At 69.9% G+C, this 16,751-nt stretch carries 15 protein-coding genes; 7 read left to right on the forward strand and 8 right to left on the reverse strand.

Features of this window, described 5'->3' with window-relative positions:
• Positions 1-171: 171 nt before the first annotated feature.
• A complete protein-coding gene (locus AB0K35_RS02915) occupies positions 172-1,371 on the reverse strand; it encodes a cellulose-binding domain-containing protein (protein WP_363883324.1) in 1,200 nt (399 codons plus the stop codon).
• A 442-nt stretch (positions 1,372-1,813) separates the two neighbouring features.
• Here AB0K35_RS02915 and AB0K35_RS02920 point away from each other — a divergent pair, with 442 nt between their 5' ends.
• Positions 1,814-2,200: a YciI family protein gene (locus tag AB0K35_RS02920; RefSeq protein WP_363883326.1), complete on the forward strand. Its 387-nt coding sequence runs from the start codon at positions 1,814-1,816 to the stop codon at positions 2,198-2,200.
• On the forward strand, positions 2,200-3,414 hold the full coding sequence (locus AB0K35_RS02925) for a DUF6596 domain-containing protein (RefSeq protein WP_363883328.1): 1,215 nt from the start codon (positions 2,200-2,202) through the stop codon (positions 3,412-3,414). Before AB0K35_RS02920 ends, AB0K35_RS02925 begins: the two co-directional genes overlap by 1 nt.
• 57 nt (positions 3,415-3,471) lie before the next feature.
• Here AB0K35_RS02925 and AB0K35_RS02930 read toward each other — a convergent pair whose 3' ends face one another.
• Complete coding sequence (locus AB0K35_RS02930; protein WP_363883330.1) at positions 3,472-4,134, reverse strand: tetratricopeptide repeat protein; 663 nt, start codon at positions 4,132-4,134, stop codon at positions 3,472-3,474.
• Positions 4,135-4,333: 199 nt separating this feature from the next.
• Positions 4,334-4,906, reverse strand: coding sequence for a hypothetical protein (locus tag AB0K35_RS02935; RefSeq protein WP_363883332.1), 573 nt, complete (start codon positions 4,904-4,906; stop codon positions 4,334-4,336).
• 59 nt (positions 4,907-4,965) lie between these two features.
• Between AB0K35_RS02935 and AB0K35_RS02940 the strand changes: the two genes are divergently transcribed.
• Both AB0K35_RS02940 and AB0K35_RS02945 read left to right on the forward strand, forming a co-directional pair.
• The gene (locus AB0K35_RS02940; protein WP_363883334.1) at positions 4,966-5,319 is read left to right on the forward strand and encodes a VOC family protein; all 354 of its coding nucleotides are present in this window, start codon (positions 4,966-4,968) and stop codon (positions 5,317-5,319) included.
• Positions 5,320-5,542: 223 nt separating this feature from the next.
• The gene (locus AB0K35_RS02945; RefSeq protein ID WP_363883336.1) at positions 5,543-7,675 is read left to right on the forward strand and encodes a ThuA domain-containing protein; all 2,133 of its coding nucleotides are present in this window, start codon (positions 5,543-5,545) and stop codon (positions 7,673-7,675) included.
• Positions 7,676-7,682: 7 nt separating this feature from the next.
• Here the strand turns inward: AB0K35_RS02945 and AB0K35_RS02950 are convergent, their stop codons facing one another.
• Positions 7,683-8,153, reverse strand: a complete 471-nt coding sequence (locus tag AB0K35_RS02950) for an Rrf2 family transcriptional regulator (RefSeq protein ID WP_238667878.1) — start codon at positions 8,151-8,153, stop codon at positions 7,683-7,685.
• A 116-nt stretch (positions 8,154-8,269) separates the two neighbouring features.
• Between AB0K35_RS02950 and AB0K35_RS02955 the strand changes: the two genes are divergently transcribed.
• Positions 8,270-8,737 carry a cupin domain-containing protein gene (locus AB0K35_RS02955; RefSeq protein WP_238667879.1) on the forward strand — a complete coding sequence of 156 codons (468 nt, stop codon included), beginning with the start codon at positions 8,270-8,272 and terminating at the stop codon, positions 8,735-8,737.
• 77 nt (positions 8,738-8,814) lie between these two features.
• Here the strand turns inward: AB0K35_RS02955 and AB0K35_RS02960 are convergent, their stop codons facing one another.
• The gene (locus AB0K35_RS02960; RefSeq protein WP_363883338.1) at positions 8,815-11,295 is read right to left on the reverse strand and encodes a M14 family zinc carboxypeptidase; all 2,481 of its coding nucleotides are present in this window, start codon (positions 11,293-11,295) and stop codon (positions 8,815-8,817) included.
• Positions 11,296-11,527: 232 nt separating this feature from the next.
• On the opposite strand from AB0K35_RS02960, the gene AB0K35_RS02965 reads away from it, so the two are divergent.
• Together AB0K35_RS02965 and AB0K35_RS02970 are read left to right on the forward strand one after the other, a co-directional pair.
• Complete coding sequence (locus AB0K35_RS02965; protein WP_363883340.1) at positions 11,528-12,556, forward strand: hypothetical protein; 1,029 nt, start codon at positions 11,528-11,530, stop codon at positions 12,554-12,556.
• On the forward strand, positions 12,543-13,088 hold the full coding sequence (locus tag AB0K35_RS02970) for a hypothetical protein (RefSeq protein ID WP_363883342.1): 546 nt from the start codon (positions 12,543-12,545) through the stop codon (positions 13,086-13,088). The genes AB0K35_RS02965 and AB0K35_RS02970 overlap by 14 nt, the downstream gene beginning before the upstream one ends.
• Before the next feature lie 111 nt (positions 13,089-13,199).
• Here the strand turns inward: AB0K35_RS02970 and AB0K35_RS02975 are convergent, their stop codons facing one another.
• The 3 genes from AB0K35_RS02975 to AB0K35_RS02985 form a co-directional block, all read right to left on the reverse strand.
• A complete protein-coding gene (locus AB0K35_RS02975) occupies positions 13,200-14,555 on the reverse strand; it encodes a glycoside hydrolase family 6 protein (RefSeq protein WP_363883344.1) in 1,356 nt (451 codons plus the stop codon).
• Positions 14,556-14,787: 232 nt separating this feature from the next.
• Positions 14,788-15,741, reverse strand: a complete 954-nt coding sequence (locus AB0K35_RS02980) for a cyclase family protein (RefSeq protein WP_238667884.1) — start codon at positions 15,739-15,741, stop codon at positions 14,788-14,790.
• Between the two features lie 114 nt (positions 15,742-15,855).
• Positions 15,856-16,749, reverse strand: a complete 894-nt coding sequence (locus AB0K35_RS02985; RefSeq protein WP_363883346.1) for a DUF1963 domain-containing protein — start codon at positions 16,747-16,749, stop codon at positions 15,856-15,858.
• Between the last annotated feature and the right edge of the window lie 2 nt (positions 16,750-16,751).

The raw sequence follows: 16,751 nt of genomic DNA on the forward strand, positions 1-16,751 counted from the left end.
GGGGTGTGGTGTGCCAGGCCGCAGCGGAAGCAGTCCGGCGTTCCGGGCACCGCCCGATCCAGCCGACGCAGACGCAGACGAGGGTGTGACCCGGAACCCGGGTCACACCCTCGACGTATTCAGCACCAGGGCGGGGCGCCGCTGACGGCCCCCGCCCACGACCCCGACGGGTCAGCAGCCGATCCGGCTGGACCCCAGCGCGACGTCGTCGTACCAGAGGGTGTCGGCTCCGCCGCCGTAGCTCTCCCAGCCCAGCTTCAGGTCGGTGAGCTGCGGCCGCCAGGTGCGGTTGTACCACTGGCCGTCGATGTCGTGCGTCGGTGCGCCGTCCGCGGTCAGCCCGGGGATGGCGGTGCCGTCCAGCCAGGTGCGCAGTTGACCGGACGCACCGTCCACCATGAACTCCACGCAGGTCCACCGGTTGGTGGGCAGCGGCACGCTCTGCGCCACCCCGGCCGGGCTCTGCTCGGGCAGTGTCGCGTCGTCGGAGGCACGGTTCCACTGCAGGGCGCCGTTCTGGCCACCCAACCGTAGATCCTTGTTGCCGTCGGCGGCGTCGGCCATTGCCATCATCGTGGTGTGTTCGGTGGGTTGGGCGGTGGTGTGCCGGACCCAGACCCGGCCGTACCGGACGCTGCCCACGCTGCCGAGGTTCTTCGTGGATCTGATGAAGACGTGGTTGCAGTACCCGGCGGCGCCGTTGATCCGAACCGACCGGCTGCCGCTGTGCGTGGTCGCCGTGTCGATGGTGGCGGTACCCGCGCCGGAACAGTCCGGGCTGACCACGGCCCAGTCACCGGACGGCGTCGACCCGGTCTGGCCCTCGAAGCCGTCGCAGAGCACCGCGCCGGCACATCCGGTCGGCGGCTCGGTGGTGGGCGGAGGGGTGGTCGGCGGCGGGGTGGTCGGCGGAGGCGTGGTTGGCGGAGGTGTGGTTGGCGGCGGCGTGGCGCCGTTGCACGCTACGCCGTTCAGGCTGAACCCGGTCGGCGCGCCACCACTGGAGCCGTACGTGCCCTGCAACCCGAACTCGGTGGAGCCACCGGCCGGGATGCTGCCGTTGTACGACGCGTTGCGGGCGGTCACCGTCGATCCGGACTGGCTGACCGTGGCGTTCCAGCCGCTTGTGACCCGCTCGTCGCCGGCGTACGTCCAGGTGACTGTCCAACTGGAGACGGCGGCGTCCCCCGGGGAGACCTTGACGGTGGCGGTGAATCCGCCGGGCCACTGGTTGGGCGTGTAGTCGACCCGGCAACCCTGAGCGGCTGTGGCGGGGCCACTGAGCACTGCCGCTCCGGTTGTGGTCGCAGCGGCGGCCAGCGCGGCGACGACCACCAGGGTCGCGGCGGGGCGGGCACGGAAAATCGTCATGAAGGGTCCTTCTGCCATCGAGCTGAGCGGAGGCGGCACGGCGGCGCGCCCTGGACGGACGCGGCGCGACAACGTGCCCTGGATGCGGCGCGGCGGCGCGCCACAGCGACCGGTCGCGCGTACGACCGAAATGCCCGGCTCGGGGGTGGACCTGTCAGCCGCCGACGGCCCGGTCGCCCGGACCCCGGCGGCGCCCACCCTCAATCTATTGACGATTACCGATCGAATCAAGCGGCGGCGGCGCTCCCCGCCGCGTCGATCATGCAGTTTCAGTTGTCGACATGGGTGAGGTGCCCCGTATGCCGGGACAGCAAGTGCAAGATCGCGGAGCAGGGACAGGGACAGGGAAAGAATGGTCCGGGTCCGTGTCGATCCGTGGGCCGCCCGTTCGACGTGGGGATGCTGGGGCCGGGAGACGGCCCCGTCGGATGAGGAGAACGCGATGTCGAAGTACCTGTTGATCATGCGGGGCACCGATGAGACGAACGCGGCCATGATGGCCAATCTCGACGAGATGATGGCCACCACCCGCCAATTCATCGAGGACATGATGAAGGCCGACGTCCTCGTCGCGGCCGAAGGGCTGGACGATCCGCGTCAGGGCGTCGTCGTCGACTTCAGCGGCGAGGCACCGGTGGTCACCGACGGTCCGTACGGCGAGACCAGGGAGTTGTTCGGGGGCTACTTCCTGCTCGATGTCGCCACGAAACAGGAGGCGGTCGAGTGGGCGAAGCGGGTCCCGGCGGTCCGCGGGTCCAAGATCGAGGTCCGGCGGGTGGCCGAGGCCGACGAGGTCCCGCAGGGTGGCGAGAGCAACGGCCAGGTCTGATGGGTACGGCCGACGTCGAGGCCGTCTGGCGGATCGAGTCGGCGCGGATCGTCGCCGCGCTGACCCGGTTCACAGGTGATTTCGGGCTGGCCGAGGACGCCGCCCAGGAGGCGGTGGCCGAGGCGCTGGTGTGCTGGCCACGTGCCGCTCCAGCCAATCCGGCCGGATGGCTGATGGCCACGGCCCGGCGGCGGGCGATCGACGCGATCCGCCGCCGGGTCGCCCTCCAGGAGCGATACGCCCTGTTGGCGGCCGGTCCCGCCCTCGATCAGGAAATCGACACCGACGCGATCGACGACGATGTGCTGGCGCTGATGTTCGTCAGCTGCCACCCGGTGCTCTCCCGCGAGGCACGGGTGGCGCTCACCCTGCGGGTGGTCGGCGGCCTGTCCACGGAGGAGATCGCCCGTGCGTTCCTGGTGCCGGTGCCAACCGTGCAGGCCCGCATCACCCGGGGCAAGAAGGCGATCGCGGCCGCCGGGGTGCCGTTCGAACTGCCGCCGGTCGGTGAGCGCCGCGAGCGGCTGGGCGGGGTGCTCAGCGTCCTCTACGTGATCTTCACGGAGGGGTCGACGGCCACGTCAGGCGACCGGCTGCTGCGCACCGACGTGGCGTACGAGGCGATCCGGCTGACCCGCACACTTGCCGCGCTCCAGCCGGACGAGCCGGAGGTGCACGGCCTGCTCGCCCTGTGCGAGCTGACGGCGGCGCGCTTTCCGGCCCGGACCGAGCCGGACGGCACCCCGATCCTCCTTGAAGACCAGGACCGCCGGTTGTGGGACTTCCCGGCGATCCGCCGTGGGCTGGCCGCGCTGGCCAGGGCATCGCAGCGCGGCCTCGGCCCCTACGGTCTACAGGCCGCGATCGCGGCCACGCACGCGTCGGCGCCCTCGGTCGAGGAGACCGACTGGGCCCGGATCGTCCGGCTCTACGAGACGCTGAGCCGGGTCGCGCCCTCGCCGGTGGTCGACCTCAACCGGGCCGTCGCCGTCGCCATGGCCTCGGGCCCGGCACACGCCCTGACCATCGTGGACGAGCTGATCGCCTCGAACCGGCTCCCCGGGTCACACCTCGTCCCGACCGTACGCGGTGAGCTGCTGACCCGCCTCGGCCGGCTTCCGGAGGCGCGCGCCGAGCTGGAGCTGGCCGCCCGGCTCTGCGCCAATCAGCGCGAACGCTCGGTGCTGCTCGGCAAGGCGGCGGCGCTGAGCTGACTGCTCCAGCACTGACGGCCGAACCCCGAAGGCCGCTCGCCAGCCCCGGCCGCAAACTCAGATCTGCGTTCTCGCCTGCTCGATGTGCCGGGCGATGGCGTGCGCGCCGTGGGTACGTGCGATGACGTGCGCCTCGTCGAGGGTGGCGAGCGCGTCCGCGCCGCGGTCCTGGGCGGCGGCGATGTAAGCCAGCCCGATCATGTTGGAGGCCACGCCCGCCAGCGCTCCGACCTCCCGGCGCAGCCGGGTCGACTCCTCAAGCCGCTCGCGCGCCTCGTCCAGCCGGCCGGCGGCGTGCGCCGCGATGCCCAAATGCCGGAGCGCCTCCGACCGGGTTGGCTTGTCGCCGGTCTGCGCCGCGAGCCGGCAGGAGCGCTCCAGGTACGGGACCGCGGTTTCGTCGTCACGTCGGATGAACTGGTGCAGACAACCGATCCAGAACAACGCCTCGGCCTCCCCGCGCGTGTCCCCCAGTGCCCGGTACAGCTCGAGCGCGCGCTCGAACAGCGGCAGCTCGGCGGGATCCTCGGTAGGCGACGAACCGGCGTCGGCGGGCGCGCTCTGAAAGCGGGCGTGCAGGATCATCCCCCGCGCCAATGCCGCATCGGCCTCGACGGCGTGCAGGCCCTGCTCGGCGTCGATCAGCCCGCTGGTGTCGCCGCCGAACACCGCCCGTTCGTAGATCTCTCGGGCCCGCACGATCCGATCGTCGGTGCTCATCCTCGCCCCCGCTGGCATCGCCGCTACCGTCCTAGGCCCGGCAGCCTAATCGGCAGACCGCCTGGCCCGCCCGCCCGAACAGCTCTACCGGAACTCCGGATGAAGACCGAGACGCTGACCGGGACGCGGTCCGCGAGCGTGCAGCACATCGTCTCGATCCAACTGCCCGGCAACCGGGCGCTCAGGCCCCGCCGACCATTCAGCTGGTCGCCGGGTGGTAGTCCAGGCCGTTGGTCCCGGGGGTCAGGCGAGCGGTGTAGCTGCTGTCGGTGTCGTCGTCAGCCTCGAAACCGATGATGGCGCGTGCGAACGGCACGTCGGCGTACACCGTGACGGCGATGTCGGCCAGCCAACTGTCGAGGGGGGCCCGCCAAACCAGCGACTCGACACCGCTGCGCTCGTCGAAGGGGTACCCGCCGACCCTGTCGTCCACCGTGGCGAGCGCGCCGAGCGGAAAGTAGAGCGCCAGGCTGTCGATGCCCTCGTACCTGGTCGTGTAGCTGCCACACACCACCCGCGCACCGGACGGCAGAGTGAGCGTCCCGAACAGGTGCCCGCCCGCCGTGAACGCGTCCGCGCCGGGGATCACCTCGATCAGGTCAGCCCCGGCGCGGCAATCACGGACGTCAGCGGCCCGCCACAGCGCACCCACGGCCCGGTCGAGTCGGGCGTCAACGGCTGCCCCGAGGATCAGGATCAGCTCGTAGAACCCGCCGGTCCAGTTCTCGGCATCGCTCATGTCGTCGGCTGCCACCGCGTCAGGATCCGCCATGGCGAGTGCTGTGTCAGGCGGATAATCAGGGGCCTCAGACATCCGAGCTGGAGGTTCCCATGCGCGTCATTCGCATTCTGCCCAACCTTCCGGTGGCTGACGTCAGCGCCGCGAAGGGCTTCTACACCGACTTTCTCGGCTTGAGCACCGAGGCGTTCAGCCTGGGTTGGGTGGCCCGGTACACCTCGTCCGACCCCGACGTGGCCGTTCAGCTCGTCTCCGGCGACGCGACCGCGCCCGAGGACTCGGTCATCAGCGTGCAGGTGGACGACGTGGACGGCGCCTATGCCGAGGCACAGCGGCTCGGCTACGAAATCGTGCACCCGCTGACCACCGAGCCGTGGGGCGTGCGCAGGTTCTTCGTCCGCGCTCCGGACGGCAACATCATCAACGTGGCGGCGCACCGCGCCTGAGGTGACGCGGCCCATGTGCGAGGGATTGACCCGCACAGACGCCCGAGGTTAACTGCACATCAGCGATGTGGATCGATGTTATTCGGATGCCGTCAACCCGGCACTGTGGCACCGCTCCGCGCCGTCTCGACATCGCCCTCGTTTCGGCGGACGTGGGCACACCGGGGCAGTTCCCGGGGTGCGAGACCCGCATCCGCACGACGATCCAGAGGAGATCGTGTCGATGAAGATGACGCCGCCGCTACGAATCGCGCTCGCTGTCCTGCTCGCCGTTGGTGTCGCCGCCGTCGGACCAGCCGGGCCGGCGACCGCGGCCCCTGAGGCCGCCGAGCTGAGCAAGGTCCTGGTCTTCTCCAAGACCGCCGGCTTCCGGCACTCCTCCATCCCCAACGGCATCGCCGCCATCCAGCAGCTCGGCGCGGCGAACGGCTTCACCGTCACCGCCACCGAGGACGCGGCGACCTTCACCGCTGCCAACCTCGCCCAGTACCAGGCGGTGGTCTTCCTCAGCACCACCGGCGACGTGCTCGACGCCGGCCAGCAGGGCGCGTTCGAGGCGTACCTGGCCGCCGGCGGCGGTTTCGTCGGAGTGCACGCCGCCGCCGACACGGAGTACGACTGGCAGTGGTACGGCGGGCTGGTCGGCGGGTACTTCGCCTCGCACCCGGCCACCCAGCAGGCGACGGTGCGGGTCGAGGACCGGACCAACGCCTCGACCGCGCACCTGCCGTCGACCTGGACCCGCACCGACGAGTGGTACAACTACCGGACCAACCCCCGCGCGGCGGTCAAGGTGCTGGCCAGCCTCGACGAGTCGTCGTACACCGGCGGCTCGATGGGTGGTGACCACCCGATCACCTGGTGCCACAGCTATGGCGGTGGACGTTCCTGGTACACCGGCCTCGGCCACACCGAGCAGAGCTACGCCGACCCGAACTTCACCCGCATGCTGCTGGGCGGCATCCAGGTGGCGGCCGGGGCGGTGGCGGCCGACTGCCGGCCGGAGCCCGGCTACACCCCGCTGTTCGACGGCACCCAGGCCAGCCTCGGGCAGTGGCGACAGGCAGGGCCGGGTGGCTTCACCCTGGCCGACGGCACCCTCACGTCGAACGGTGGCATGGGGTTGCTCTGGTACCCGGTGCGTACCTTCGCCAACTACTCGCTCAAGGTCGACTGGATGATGCCGGGCGACGACAACGGTGGGGTCTTCATCGGGTTCCCCGATCCGCAGGGCGACCCGTGGCGCCCGGTCGCCGCCGGTCACGAGATCCAGATCGACGCCACCGACGGCGACCCGACGCGCACCACCGGCAGCGTCTACAGCTTCCAGGCACCCAACCACGCCGCCCGCGCGGCGGCGCTCAACCCACCCGGCTCCTGGAACACCTACGAGATCGGGGTGCACGGACAGCGGGTCGAGATCTGGCTCAACGGCGTCAAAATCAACGACTACGTCAGCAGCCGGGCCATCGCCAACGGCTACATCGGCTTGCAGAACGACGGCGCCGGAATGGACATCAACTACCGCAACGTGCGGATCAAGGCCGACGGCCCGAGTGAGCCGCCTGCCACCGACCTGGCCCGGGGCCGGCCGGTGACGGCGTCCAGCGTCGAGCCGGGCAGCGCGCACGCGGCGGGCAACGCCGTGGACGGCAACACGACCACCCGCTGGGGCAGTGCGTACGCCGACCCGCAGTGGATCATCGTCGACCTGGGTGCCTCCTACGCGATCAACCGGGTTCGGCTGGCCTGGGAGGCGGCGTACGCGCGGGCCTACCAGGTCCAGGTGTCACCGGACAACGTCACCTGGTCGACGGTGCACACCACGACCACAGGCGACGGCGGCGTCGACGACCTCACTGTCACCGGCACCGGCCGTTACCTGCGGGTGTACGGCACCCAGCGCGCCACCCAGTGGGGCTACTCGCTGTGGGACCTCAACGTCCACGGCACCGCCGTCGGTGGCACAGTGCTCTCCCGGGGCAAGCCGGTCACCGCGTCCAGCGTGGAGCCGGGCAGCGCGCACGCGGCGGCCAACGCCGTGGACGGCAACGCCACCACCCGCTGGGGCAGCGCGTACGCCGACCCGCAGTGGATCGCGGTGGACCTCGGCACGTCCCGCACCCTCGACCGGGTCCGGCTGACCTGGGAGGCGGCGTACGCCCGGGCGTACCAGATCCAGGTCTCCCCGGACAACGTCACCTGGACGCCGGTGCACACCACGACCACTGGCGACGGCGGCGTGGACGACATCGCCCTCTCGGCCACCGGCCGCTACCTACGCGTCCAAGGCACCCAGCGGGCCCTGCCCGCGTACGGCTACTCGCTGTGGGAGCTGGAGGTGCACGGCCGCTGACCGCGCACTAGCGCAGTTCCACGATCCTGGCGCGGGTGTTGGCTGGTGCCTCGGGATGCCCTCGCTCGACGTCGGCCCGAACGTCAGCAACGGTCCTACCCGCCAACTCCCGCCGCCAGGCCAGGTCGGCGCCGCGCATGGCCTGGGCGAACGCGCAGGACTGTCGATAGTCGACGCCTGCGTGCTCGCCCGGGCCCTTGCGGAGGATCTGGTCGCACTGGAACAGCTCCTCCGGGCCCTCGATCGCGGCCACGATGTCCAGCAGAGAGATCGCCGCCGGGGTCCGGGCCAGTTGGAAGCCGCCGCGCGGCCCCGAGGTCGAGGTGAGGATCCCGGCCCGGGCCAGGGCCTGGAGCTGCTTGTTCAGGTATGCCGGCGGCAGCTCGTAGAAGGCGGCGAGGGTGCTGGTCGGCACCGGGGCGTCCAGCCAGCTCAGGTTGAGGCACGTGTGGAGGGCCCATTCGACGCCCTGACTCATCCGCATAATCCTGGACTCTACCTGTCCAGAATTTGTGACGCAGGCCATGATCACTGGTGTCGAGCGATCCTGGACATCTAGTGTCTAGGAATCGACGGACGACGAAGGAGCCGACAATGACTTTGGTACGCGCAGCCCAGGCCGAGGTTCTCGACAGTGACCCGGCCAGCGTGATCACGCTGCTCCTCGACCCCGAGCACACCGGCGGCGCCCTGACCAGCAACCGCACCCTGCTCAAGCACGGCACCGACGGTGCGCCGCCACACCTGCACACCCACTCCGGTGAGCTGTTCTTCATTCTCGACGGTGCCCTCGAGATGCTCGTCGACGACCAACTGCACACCCTGCACCAGGGAGACACGCTCTTCGTCCCGCCGAACACCCCGCACGCCTTCGCCCCCGCCGATGGCCGGGACGCCGACTTCCTCGTCGTGATCACCCCCGGCAAGCCCCGGTTCGACTACTACCGGCTGCTCGACAGGGTGCACCAGGGCGAAGCCACCTGGCAGGACGTCGGCGAAACCCAGGACCGCTACGACAACCACTACGTTGACAGCCCGTTGTGGGCAGGTCGACGCGGCTGACCGCCGCGACCTGTTCACGCAGAAGTTGCCCCGTCGGCGCGGGTGGTCCGCACCGACGGGGCAACTGTCGCGGGGCGTTACCGCTTGGCGATCCTGATCGTCGCGCTGCGGTAGTTGTTGCGCTTGTCGTTCTTCGTCGGGTCGTAGTTCTTCTCGATGTTGCCGGCGCTGTCGACAGAGAACCAGCGGAACGTCGTCGTCTCGGTCACGTGGAACACCTGCCCCGGCTCACGGAACTCGGTGGCCGCGTAGCGGGGCGACTCGAGCGTCGGCCGGCTGCCGTCGGTCGTGTAGTAGATGGTGGCCGGCTCGCTGGTCTCGAAGTGCACGTCGACAGGCCCGGAGTAGCGCCCCGCGCCCGGAACCAACTGGGACGTCGGGTTCTTCTTGTCCCTGCCCCAGTCCGCAGCGACCCGGAACATCTCCATGATCCCGTTGGCGTACTCCATCGTCTCGGCGTGGCCGCTGACGAGCTCGGGGTTGCCGTCCCACTCCGGTTGGAACGAACCGCCCTGCCAGTCGCCGGTGGCCGGGTTGTAGACGGAGCCGCCGACCTCCCAGCCGAACGCGTAGATCCCGTAGGTGTGGTACAGGTCCTCGCGTACGTTGCCCGCCGAGGAGTAGAGGACGTCGGACGAGCCGCCGACGTTCTCCGGCGTGACGACGGTTTCCCGGTGCGCTTTGACCTGCGACAGGATCCTGGCGGCGGACTGCCAGTAGAACGCCTCGTCACCCAGCGGCGGGCGCGGCGTGGTGATCCGGCCGTCCGCGATGTAGGCGCCGGGCTGCCAGAAGAGCTGGCCGCCGTTGGAGTGCACCGACATCATGAACTTGATGTTCTTGTACTTCTCGACCAGCCAGATGATGTTCTTCGACTCGGGCTCGGACAGCTCCTCCGGCCCCTGGTAGGTGCCACTGACGCAGTTTGTCGACCCTCCCGCGTAGCCGTCGTGGCCCGACCCGACCCGGTAGTTCCGGTTCAGGTCGACGCCCCAGGAGTTCCGCTGCGCCGGATCGGCGCTCACGTCCGGGCAGTGGTTCGTCATGTTCTTACGCTGCGAGGCGAAGTTGTAGAAGCTGTAGTTCGCCCCGTCGGGGTTGTTGGACAGGATGAAGAAGACATCGGTGTTCTCGACGATTTTCTTCGTCTCCCGGTCGGACCGGTAGTTGTGCACCAGACGTTCGGCCGACTCCAGGCTGGTCGTCGCCGGCACCCATTCGCGGGCGTGGTCCTGCGCCTGGATGAGGACGCCGGGCTTCTTGCCGTCACGGTGCTTGCCGATCCGCAGGACCGGGATCGTCGCGGGGCCGCGCGGCACCTCGCCCTCCGGTGCTCCGACGCGCTTCTGGTCGAGGAAGTCGGTCAGCGCGACCGGGCCGGCCGTCGGAGTGACGATGCCGGTGCCCTCGTTGGTGCGGTACGGGTGCGCCCGGTCGATGAGCCCCGCTGAGCGGGTCCGCAGCGCCTCGGCCACCTCGGCGGCCGTGCTCGTCGGCGCACCCGAGGCGTCCGTGGCGAGCAGGACACGGACCGCCTTGCCGGTGACCTCCACCGACAGCGGAAGGTTCGCGTCAGGCCGATCCACGAAGTCCACAGTGATGTCGTTGCCGCCCTGGTGACCCCACGCCGCCGAGGTGACGACGACAGCCGCCTGCCCCGTACCGCCGATCTGGGCCTGCGCCTTGCGTTGGTACCCGTTCGTCTGGTTCGGCAGGTAGACGATCTCGGCGATGTCCGGGTACTGACGGGCGATCTCCTTGGCACGGCTGTAGAGCTGCTGCGGGTGCCGGTAGCCGTCCACGAAGTCCGACTTGTAGGACGGGTTCGCCGTCAGCGGCGGCGAGGCGTCCTCCAACCAGTTGGAGACGACACCGGTCGCGACGCCACCGGTGGAACTCGTCAGCTTGATCTTGTTGGGGCGTACGTCGAGTTTGAAGAGGTTCCGGTGGAACATGTACTGCCCCGAGTCGACGAACCGGCTCATCGTCCGGGCGAAGCCGAACGGCGTGCCCTTCCCCGAGTCGTTCTCCAGCTGCATCCCCACGATCGGGTCCGCCTGCTGCCCCTCGGTGGTCCGCGCCTCGACGTAGAGGAAACCCTGACCCTTTGTGGTGAACCAGTCGGCGCGGACGACGCGTACCGTCGCGTCGTGGTTCGCCGGCTGGGCCGCCCGCGCGCTGGCGGCGTCGATGCCAAGGCCACCGTCGGCCTCGTTGCTCCAGGCGAAGCCCGCGTCGTCGCCGAGCAGCTCGACGCCCATCGCCGTGAGTTCGGTGACCTGCTCGGCGGTCACCACCGCTTCGCCCTCGATGCCGTTCGGCACGCGCCGGAGGCCGTGTTCGAGGTCGAAGCCGGCAGCGGCCACCTTGTCCAGCATGTCGGCACCGGTCAGCCTGATGTGTACGAGGCGTACCGACTCACGATCCTCAGGCTGGGATCGGCTGGTGGCGGCTGACGGTCCCGTGGGATCCGCGCCCGCAGGGCCGGTCGTCACGAGGATGCTACCCACCAGGGTGGACAGCGCGAGTAGCGCGATGCGCCGTTGTGATCGCCGCATTCCCCCTCCTTCTGCCTACGACGGGTGATTGCCGGCGGACCGGTCCGGTGAGCGTATGTGCGTTCGCAGCCTCAGTGGTTCACGTCGATCGAATTTGAGCATTCCTTGAGGCGACAGTCGCCAGCCCCGCACCGCCCGCGTCCGTACCCCGGTCAGCCTGTCCCCCGGCGGAGGGAGCGCCTCCCCTTTTGTCGGGGAGGAGAACCGATCCGCAGCCGGCGATCGTAGGTCCATGGCTGTCATGGAGATACCGACCCGCGCAGGACAGTTGGCGCTGGCCTGTGCCATCTTCGTCGTCACTGCGGTGGCTCAGCGGCTCTACTGGATCGCGGGTGGCCGGTGGGGGTACACCGCCTGCGACCGCACCGATCTGGTTGATCCGGCGGGCGGGTGCGGTGCGGACCAGGTCGTGGCGTTGCCGTTCTGGTCGGGGTGGGGCGCTGTGGGAGTCGGTGTCGCCCTCGCGGTGGTGCTCGGGTGCACTGTCCGGTTTCCCGGCACCTGGGCGACCGCCGGTAGCTGGGCGGCGGCCGCGCTGCTCCTTGTGGTCGCGTTCCCGCTGCACCTGGTCTTCGAGATCCCGGCAGCGCTGGCGGGGCGGCCCTCGGACTGGCGTGACCTCGGGGCCCGGCTCGTGCTGGTGGTCGGTGGCGTCCTGTTCGCCGGGCTCGCGAGCGCATCCGGGCCCCGCCGCGGACCGGCCGCCGTCGGCTACCGACCGGTGCCGCGATGGACGCGCCGCTGGGCGTACGTCGCCGTCGCGCTGCCCGTGGTCGGTTGGGCCGTGCCGCACGGGCTGTGGGTGCTCGGCGTTCCGATCGGCATCTCCGAGCGGGAACTGAACGACATCGAACGAAATCTCTCCACGTCGACCGGGGTGGCGATAACGCTCGTCCCGCCGCTCGCCGGCCTGCTCGTTCTCGGGCTGGTACAGCGGTGGGGGCAGCAGTTTCCGCGCTGGGTGCCGGGGCTACACGGTCGACAGGTCCCCCGACGGCTGGCGGTGATCCCAGCCGGCGTGGTGGCGCTCACGCTGGTCACCTACGGCGTGCTGAGCATCGCGGTGCTCGTCGGCCAAGTGTTCACCGGTGACGCGCGCTGGTCCGACGTGTGGGACGGATGGGCCGTCACCGCCACGCTGCTGGTCTTCCTCGGCTGGGGAGTGTCGTTGGCCGTCACCACCACCGGCTACGCCCTCGCCACCTCGGCGGACTCCGCCACGACCGCCTTCCAGGATCGGAGCGTCCATGAACCACACTGACTCTGCCCGCGTCTCGACCACCGCCCCGCCGCCCTGGGCGGTGTGGGCCGCCTACGCCGTCCCGCTCTGCGTCCTGCCGTCCGCGGCCTGGCGACTGTCGTTGGTGTTCACCGACGATGCCGTCACCCAGTGGTACATGATCTTCCTGTCCGCGCTGTCGATGGGCCTGGCCCTGTTGACACTCGGGCTGGTGCACGGGTGGGGACAGCGATTTCCGCACTGGGTGCCCCGCATCGGGGGCCGCCGCATACCCGCGCGTCCGGTCGTGCGCGTCGCGCTGATCGGCGGCTGGTCGCTCGTCGCCATCTGCGTCTACTTCCTCCTGAACCACAGGTTCCACTTTGTGCAGAGCGGCTGGGTGGGCATCGGCGACGACGAACCGGTGCTCACGGCTCCCGACTGGGAGGTGCTCCGCTACTACGCGCCAATGCTCGGGTGGGGCCCGCTCGTCATCGCCGTGGCCACCGACTACGGCCGGCGCGTGGGAGTAGGCGTGTGGAGCGGGGGCGGCGACTCTGTTCCGCTGGGGTGATGACTGCCCCAACGACGGGTACGCCGAAGAGATCCTGACCCGGCCCGTCCTGGAGCTGAGCTGAGCAGCGCGTAGCCGGGTCGGCGTCGCCGTGTCGGTGTGAAACGACGATCACAGGGCCGGCCAGGCGTTGGCCAGCAGTTGACGGAAATGCGCCGGGAACCACTCTCCGAGCGGCGGGGCGCCGGGCATCGCCCCGGTGTCGTACGCGGATCCGCGAGGCGGCAGGTAGTTCGGGTCGCACAACGGCTCGTACGGTTGGCCGACGGTCGGGCTGCCGCTGGCGCCATCGGACTCGCCGGGCGGCTTGACCCAGACGTAGGCGTCGATGCCTGGTTCCGGCTCGGCGACTGGGCGCTGGCCGAGGCCGGCGCCCCTCTGGTTGCACCAGTTCCCGATCGCTGCCCGCCGGTCGATCCGGCTGCCGTCGACGTAACGGTTCACGTCGCCCGAGGGCGCCGGGCCGGTGGGTCGGCTCGGGCCGCCCCAACCGTTGCGTGAGGTGTCGACGACCACGCCCGCGTTCGGGGAGAAGCCCGCCTCCGTCAACAGACCCCGCAGGTGTCGCACGTAGGGCACCTCGTCGATGAACGGATTCCAGTCGACCCACTTGGACAGGTACACCGGTTGGCCGTTGATGACATCGTCGGAGCGGAAGTACTCCTCGTGCAGGACGGAGTAGTTGGCGGTGTTGGCGACGAAACCATGAACGTCTGCCAGCGTGCTGCCGGCGGTGGTCGCGGCCTGCGACAGCAGCGCCGTCAGCGGACCGGAGTCCTCCGGCCAGCCGACTTCGGCGTGGTGACTGATGTCGAGATACGAGTAGACATTGGGTACGGTGCCGAGCCGGGCCACTGCGTAACCGATCCCGTGCTGGTAGGTGCCGCGCGCCAGCGCCTCCTCACAGGCGGCTGTGGCCGCGTACCGGTTGCCGGTGTTGACGACGAGGTCCGGCAGCGAGTTCGGCTCGACGAAGACGACGATCCGCAGATCGGCGTACTCGGGCGTAGCGAGGATCTCGACGATCGGGTCGACGAACTCCGCCCGGTACCGGGCGAGGTCGCCGATTGACAGCTCACCCTGCGGGGCCTGCCGGCCGCAGTCGCGGCCCGGCAGGTTGTACAGGGTCAGCTGGACGAGGTCGGCGTGCTGTGCCACGGCGGCGTCCAGGTGCTCGCGCAGGCCCATCCTCCCGTCGTCTCCCTCGATCCTGGCGATGCGGTCCAGCCAGACCGCTGTCGGCTGTCCGGCGACAGCGTCGCCGCCGGGCTCCGCGGTGGCGTGGTCGACCCACTCGGGATTGACGTAGACCTGGGCTCCGACATAGGGGTTGGCCGCACGGTGCGGCGGATCGGCGGCGTTGGCTGGACCGGCTGCGGCGAGCACCCCCACGACGAGGACGGAAGCGGCGGCGGCGAGGACCGGCCGAACCCGGACGGGTACGTGTTCCCGGCGTGGCATGGTCATGGTGGTAGCCCTCTCAAAACCTGATCCGGCACCGCCCCGCGGCTACCGGCCCGGCCCGGTCGCTCCGACCGCCCCACAGCGCGGCCACAGCCCTGCCAAGAATCCACATACTTCTATGTGTAACGGCATTATGCAGTACGGGCTCCGGACCGAGGGCCCTACGCGGGCGCGATGGCCGCCATTGCTGTTCTGTGGCCGGCCACAGATGCGGCGGCAGACGCCGCGCGCGTGGTCAGAACGTGGCGATCGGGTTGACCGGGCTGCCGGACGTGCCGGCGAAGCGGACCGGTGCGACCGCCAGCTGAAAATCCCACTGGCCGAGCTCGGTAGCCGTCGTCGCGCACGCCTCCAGGTCGCAGTTGTCGAGCATCCACAGGCCCATCGCGACGAGGCTCACGGCGTGGACCGGCATCAACACGTCGTCGTACCCCGACGGCTGAACGTCCTGCGGGGTGTCGGCGCCGATCAGCGCCACCCCCCGCTCATGCAGCCACGGCAGGCAGGACGCGTGCCAGCCGGCCTGCGTGAACCCGCTGGCCGCGCCGTTCTCGTGCCGGAAGCGCCCGTAACCGGTCCGCAGGAGTACCGCGTCGCCGGGTCGCACCTGCACCCCCTGGCGACGCTCGGCCTCCACGAGATCGTCAGGATGGACGCCCTCCCCCGGCTCCAGCCACTGCACACCGCGGGCCGCCGCGACGTCCAGCAGGACACCACGCGTGACGATCCCGTTCGCGGCCGCTGTGACGGCCGCCCACGCCGAGCCCGTCTCGGCGTCGACAAACGAGTGCGACCGTCCGTTGTACATGGCGCCGTCCCAGAAGATGTGGCACGGCGAGTCGAGGTGGGTGAGGGTGTTGCCGTGGAACGAGATGCCGAGCCGCTCGGACGAGAAGCCCCAGCGCCGGTCGGCGTGGAAGGCGGGCGGCATGTTCTCGGCACCCGGCATGTCGGCGGTGCACGGGCACGTCGTCGTCGACCGCTCCATGTCTCCCGGTGCGGAGACCTCCCACGCGCAGGACACGCTCCTGCCGTGCCGTACGGCCCGCGCCGCCGCCAGCCGGACGTCGTCGGTGATGTGGTTCAGCGTGCCGAGTTCGTCGTCGTCGCCCCACCGTCCCCAGTTCGACAGCGTGTCGAAGTACCCGAGCACCTCGTCCTGGGTCGGCAACGGTCGTCCTGCCGTCATGTCAGCATCGACTCCTCTGGTCACGCGGTATCGAGGCACCGCAGGTCAGGGTAGCCCGCCGCTTGATCGACGGACGATGACCTCAGGCAACGCGGGTGCGCCGCCGCGGCCGTTCTACTCACTGAACTCGGTCACGGAGAGCGCCTCGCCCAGCCGACCGGCGGCGAGGTCGTCGTGGCGGATGACGAAGCTGCCGTAGTAGAACTCCTCGGCGAGGGAAAAACGGGCGAGCGACACCCACTCGCTCGTCAGCCGATGCTGCTCCTTCTCCAGTTGGGTGTACCACTGCGCCACCGGGACGACGATCTCGCCGGCCTTCTCCCGACCGGCCAGGGTCTGCTCCGCGATACTCCTGATCACCTCGTCGTCGAGATACCCGCCGATATCGGCGCTGGCAAGCCCTTCATCGGGCGGCCACAGGTCGTCGGCCAGCGCACGAAGCTCCTCCAGATGCGGCAGATCGCGCTCCAGGTCGCGGGTCAACTGCTGCTGAAACGGCGACAGGTCGTCCTCGTCCTCGTCCTCGTCCTCGTCGTCGTCCTGCGTCGCCATCCAAGGGGGCAGTCTCGCGACCAGCGTGGCGAAGACGTCGTACCGCTCGCCGACGAAGGTGGGGATGTTGGGTTCTTCCGCTACCTCGGTATCGGTGTCGGCCGGTATATACACGACCCGCGCGTACCTCCGGTCTCCGGTGGCGCCGGCCAGGTGGTCCTCCTGGTGGGCCAGGAAGAAGAGCAGCGAGCCAGCTGACGGCAGGCCGAAGCCGTCGACTCTCGGCAGCGCCGCACAGTCGACGGAGAAGATGAAGGGCAACGGATTGGCTCCGGCGGTCGGCCAGTCGGTGCCCACCGGCAGTCGGGGCAACCCACCGAACTGCCCGACCGGGGCATCGCCGGAACCCCCGCTCAACCGGATCGCCAGACGCAGGTGTTCGGTGAACTTCCCGATCTCGTCGTCCGGAATGCCCACCTCGGCCGCGGCATGGCGGAGCTGCCCTTGATGATCCATGA

This window comes from Micromonospora sp. NPDC053740 (genome assembly GCF_040677775.1).
GTDB lineage: Bacteria > Actinomycetota > Actinomycetes > Mycobacteriales > Micromonosporaceae > Micromonospora > Micromonospora alfalfae.

What these genes read in the sequence shown, in the direction of transcription:
- AB0K35_RS02955 (WP_238667879.1), top strand. Translation starts at nt 8,270, where the DNA reads ATGACTTTGGTACGCGCAGCCCAGGCCGAGGTTCTCGACAGTGACCCG.
- AB0K35_RS02960 (WP_363883338.1), bottom strand. Translation starts at nt 11,295, where the DNA reads ATGCGGCGATCACAACGGCGCATCGCGCTACTCGCGCTGTCCACCCTG.
- AB0K35_RS02940 (WP_363883334.1), top strand. Translation starts at nt 4,966, where the DNA reads ATGCGCGTCATTCGCATTCTGCCCAACCTTCCGGTGGCTGACGTCAGC.
- AB0K35_RS02930 (WP_363883330.1), bottom strand. Translation starts at nt 4,134, where the DNA reads ATGAGCACCGACGATCGGATCGTGCGGGCCCGAGAGATCTACGAACGG.
- AB0K35_RS02950 (WP_238667878.1), bottom strand. Translation starts at nt 8,153, where the DNA reads ATGAGTCAGGGCGTCGAATGGGCCCTCCACACGTGCCTCAACCTGAGC.
- AB0K35_RS02915 (WP_363883324.1), bottom strand. Translation starts at nt 1,371, where the DNA reads ATGACGATTTTCCGTGCCCGCCCCGCCGCGACCCTGGTGGTCGTCGCC.
- AB0K35_RS02975 (WP_363883344.1), bottom strand. Translation starts at nt 14,555, where the DNA reads ATGACCATGCCACGCCGGGAACACGTACCCGTCCGGGTTCGGCCGGTC.
- AB0K35_RS02935 (WP_363883332.1), bottom strand. Translation starts at nt 4,906, where the DNA reads ATGGCGGATCCTGACGCGGTGGCAGCCGACGACATGAGCGATGCCGAG.
- AB0K35_RS02925 (WP_363883328.1), top strand. Translation starts at nt 2,200, where the DNA reads ATGGGTACGGCCGACGTCGAGGCCGTCTGGCGGATCGAGTCGGCGCGG.
- AB0K35_RS02945 (WP_363883336.1), top strand. Translation starts at nt 5,543, where the DNA reads ATGAAGATGACGCCGCCGCTACGAATCGCGCTCGCTGTCCTGCTCGCC.
- AB0K35_RS02965 (WP_363883340.1), top strand. Translation starts at nt 11,528, where the DNA reads ATGGCTGTCATGGAGATACCGACCCGCGCAGGACAGTTGGCGCTGGCC.
- AB0K35_RS02980 (WP_238667884.1), bottom strand. Translation starts at nt 15,741, where the DNA reads ATGACGGCAGGACGACCGTTGCCGACCCAGGACGAGGTGCTCGGGTAC.
- AB0K35_RS02920 (WP_363883326.1), top strand. Translation starts at nt 1,814, where the DNA reads ATGTCGAAGTACCTGTTGATCATGCGGGGCACCGATGAGACGAACGCG.
- AB0K35_RS02985 (WP_363883346.1), bottom strand. Translation starts at nt 16,749, where the DNA reads ATGGATCATCAAGGGCAGCTCCGCCATGCCGCGGCCGAGGTGGGCATT.
- AB0K35_RS02970 (WP_363883342.1), top strand. Translation starts at nt 12,543, where the DNA reads ATGAACCACACTGACTCTGCCCGCGTCTCGACCACCGCCCCGCCGCCC.